The 3,858-nt window shown below is 43.3% G+C and carries 3 protein-coding genes and 1 pseudogene; all 4 read left to right on the top strand.

Features of this window, described 5'->3' with window-relative positions:
• Positions 1-1,761, top strand: a 1,761-nt coding sequence (locus DXD65_RS21420; RefSeq protein WP_233556169.1) for an RHS repeat domain-containing protein, incomplete at its 5' end; no start/stop codon positions are given.
• A gap of 2 nt (positions 1,762-1,763) precedes the next feature.
• A complete protein-coding gene (locus DXD65_RS20690; RefSeq protein ID WP_008662353.1) occupies positions 1,764-2,216 on the top strand; it encodes a hypothetical protein in 453 nt (150 codons plus the stop codon).
• Positions 2,217-2,478: 262 nt separating this feature from the next.
• Entirely contained in the window at positions 2,479-2,931 is a 453-nt protein-coding gene (locus DXD65_RS20680; protein WP_008662355.1) for a hypothetical protein, read from the top strand.
• Positions 2,932-3,181: 250 nt separating this feature from the next.
• A pseudogene (locus DXD65_RS21415) lies at positions 3,182-3,858 on the top strand (RHS repeat-associated core domain-containing protein); the annotation flags it as partial.

Here is a 3,858-nt window from a genome sequence, read left to right as displayed (position 1 = left end):
AAGTCCCTGCACGGAAGTGCCACCAACAAGCTGACGTATGCCTATAATGTCCGTGGCTGGCTGACGGGAATCAGTGGAAGCAAGTTTACACAGAATCTGTACTACAACAACGGCAACGGCACCGCCAAATACAACGGCAGTATCAGCAGCATGACGTGGAAGGCTGGAAATGAGAGCACTATCCGTGGCTATAAGTTCACTTACGACGGATTTAGCCGTCTGATGAACGCCACTTACGGCGAAACAGCCGGCATCAATACGAACACTAACCGTTTCAGTGAGAATGTAACCGCCTATGACAAAAACGGCAACATCAAGACCTTGCAACGTTACGGTCAGACCGCTGCTTCCAGTTACGGTTTGATTGATAACCTGACTTTCACCCTCGCCGGCAATCAGTTGAGCCGTGTGGACGATGCGGCAGCAGCTTCTGCCTACAATGGTGGTTTCGAGTTCAAGGACGGTGTGAAGCAGGCAAACGAATACACTTACGATTCCAATGGAAATTTAACTAAAGATTTAAACAAGGGGATTAGCAATATATCGTATAATTGTTTAAATTTGCCAAGTGCGGTGACATTCAGTGACGGTAGTACGATTGCCTATACTTATGGTGCCGACGGCACAAAGCTGAAAACTGTCCATAAGATAGGCAGCACTACCACCACGACGGACTATTGTGGAAATGTGATCTATGAGAACGGTGTTCAGAAGTTGCTTCTTACCGAAGAAGGTTATGTGACACTGAGTGACGGCAAGTATCACTACTACTTGAAAGACCATCAGGGTAATAACCGGGTTGTGATTAACCAAAGCGGCACGGTAGAGGAACCGAACCATTACTATCCCTTCGGTGGTGTGTTTGCAAGCTCAGGCAATGTGCAGCCTTACAAGTATAACGGCAAGGAATTTGATGCTAAGAAGGGTTTGAATCTGTATGATTATGGGGCGCGACATTATGATGCGGCGCTGGGGAGGTTTGCAACGGTGGACCCTTCTGCTGAAAACTATTTCAATACAAGTCTCTATGCTTATTGTGGTAACAACCCTATCAGCAGAATAGACCCAACAGGAGCTGACTGGTATGAAGATAAGCAAGGGAATTTACGTTGGCAGGAAGGTAGTGAAGCTTTAAAAGGCTATACAAATATCGGTTCATCCGCCTCTATTGCGTTAGGTAATGACAACTATCTGAACTTCTATCAGAATGGAGGTATCTTAGCCAATCGGGCTGTTAATGCTTTTGACTTGATAGCTTCCAGCGGTAAACTTCAGAATCAGTTCTTAGGTAAAACCAGTCCTTTATCTGAAGACTCTAAGTCCGCCCTTTTCAATTCTCTGAACAGTCGTTCTATAGATGCTATTGCGCGACCTATAGGCGAGGCTGCCTTTAGTTTTGGTGCCGGGGAGTTTGGTGGTATCTTGTTGGGGAAGGCATTAGGATGGGCTGTAGGCAAGGTTGCAGGAAAGGCGGCAGCGCAGGTTGGAACTGGTGAATTTACATATACTAAAACTGCTGCGAGACATTTTTCTGATATAGTTAAAAAGGGAGTATATAAGGGAGAACCGTCACGGCCATACATGAATTCATCATTGACTATTCAAGAAATTATGCAAGCTGGGAAAGGAATTCCTGATGCTACATTTAAAGGTGGCTTGAATTGGAAAGTTCCGGGAGCCTTTAGAGGTGCTCAAGGCATATGGGAATTAGGTATAAATCCTGAGACAAAAGTTATTTATCATTTCAATTTTACGTATTAATTATGAAGTTTAGTATAGATTACAATGAATATTTAGGGCGAAAACAAGTGGTGTATCGTAAAGCTGAATATAGTTTTGATACGATACCTTATATACCTGAAATAGATTTTGATATAGCAATCAATACTATTGCTTTAACTGTTGTTGACGGTAAAGTGATTCAGTTGAATGGTTTCTGTGGCTTGTCTAAAACGATAGAAACACCTTATGATGTTCCTAAAGCTGAGAAAGGATTACTTAAAGTATTGTATCCGGAAGTGTATATTGCTAAAGCTGGCTCTCCAAAGCTTAATGATAAAAACTGGACGGTATTTATAAATCCTAAAACAAGATGGATTTGCATAGGAAATCCTCAGTGTCAGGAGGGGGCTGTTGAATTTATAGATAATTGTATCGGTGTAATAGACGGGAATCAAGAACTTGTTGCTCTTTGGCTGCATCCTTGTTTTATTTAACTTTATCGTGTTTTATCTTGATATAAATTGATTATTTCAAGCAAAAAACTTTAATAGCTATCAGGGGGATTGGGGCATACAATGGATGTGGAAAACTTGATGACACAGAAAAAAGAAATTCAATTAGATTCCAAAGGAGATTATCTCAAAGCAATTCAGTTGAATCATTCCCAAGTGCAGACAATTCGGGATAACTACATCCATAACAAATTGAATAGGCATATTCCAAACTGGAGACAAAAACTTAAAAGGAGGCAGTAACATGAAGACGCGTATATTTATTTTTATAATCATGCTTGCTATGCTGGTGGGGTGCATTGACCATTCAATCTCAAAGAATGATTTCATGATTCGAGTGGATACTGGTTATAAAGAACGTACCGGTAAAGATTATATCCAATGTTGGGTGAATGACAGCCTTGTTTTTAATGGACTGTATGTGAACAAGACGGATGACCAGATATTGGACTACCATGAAGATTGGCTTGGAATGGAAATCACCCGTTTCGATAAGAGCGGATATGATAGTTTAAAAATAAAGATACGTGTCACATCTCTGGATACTGTATTATATCGTGGAAAAAGGGTCATAGATAGTACGTTCCGATACCGGATAGACAATATACCCAGTATTGTGATTGCATGCAGAGCAAATAGTGGTATTACATTGTGGGATACTTTACGCACCCCTGATTATTTTTGGCTTGAATATTAATATAATAAGAATCTCTGATTCAATAAATTGAACGATTCCCTGCTTACGTCATCGGATATAAGCAGGGAATTTGTTTTTCAGTTTGGCTTCGTGAATCATCTGCCTTTTGCTTTCTATACGTAATTTTTCCGGTCAGCTTTCGGTTGTTAAAACCACCGATGAAGACCTGAATGTGAGCTACACCTTCACCGACAAGCCCGCTACGGTGACCCATACCCACGCGGCAAGTGGAAAAACAACCCGCACGGAAGTGCATGCTTACAGCTACGACCATGCGGACAGACTCTTGAAGGTTGAGCACACGTTGGGAGGAACCAATGTAACGCTCGCTGCCTACGGGTATGACAACTTTGGAAGACTGCAATCAAAGTCCCTGCACGGAAGTAGTACAAACAAGCTGACGTATGCGTACAATGTCCGCAACTGGCTGACGGGCATCAGCGGAAGTAAGTTCACACAGAACCTGTACTACAATACCGGTAACGGCACTGCCAGGTACAACGGCAGCATCAGCAGCATGACCTAGAAGGCAGGGAATGAAAGCACCGTCCGCGGCTACAAGTTCACCTACGACGGGCTGGACAGGCTGCTGAACGCGACCTACGGCGAAACAGCCGGCATCAACGCGAACACCGACCGTTTCAGTGAGAATGTAACCGCCTATGACAAGAACGGCAACATCAAGACCCTGCAACGCTACGGTCAGACCGCTGCTTCCGGTTACGGACTGATTGACAACCTGACTTTCACCCTCGCCGGCAATCTGTTGAACCGCGTGGACGATGCGGCAGCGGCTTCCGCCTACGGTGGCGGCTTCGAGTTCAAGGACGGCGTGAAGCAGGCGAACGAATACACCTACGATTCCAACGGAAATTTAACTAAAGATTTAAACAAGGGAATTAGTACAATTACCTATAATGTATTAAA

It is taken from the genome of Bacteroides sp. 4_1_36 (assembly GCF_003466325.1).
Lineage (GTDB): Bacteria > Bacteroidota > Bacteroidia > Bacteroidales > Bacteroidaceae > Bacteroides > Bacteroides uniformis.
Note: the sequence above shows the minus strand (reverse complement) of the source record. Positions and strands in the feature narration are given on the sequence as shown.

Coding starts and splice junctions, on each gene's coding strand:
- DXD65_RS20690 (WP_008662353.1), top strand. CDS start 1,764: ATGAAGTTTAGTATAGATTACAATGAATATTTAGGGCGAAAACAAGTG.
- DXD65_RS20680 (WP_008662355.1), top strand. CDS start 2,479: ATGAAGACGCGTATATTTATTTTTATAATCATGCTTGCTATGCTGGTG.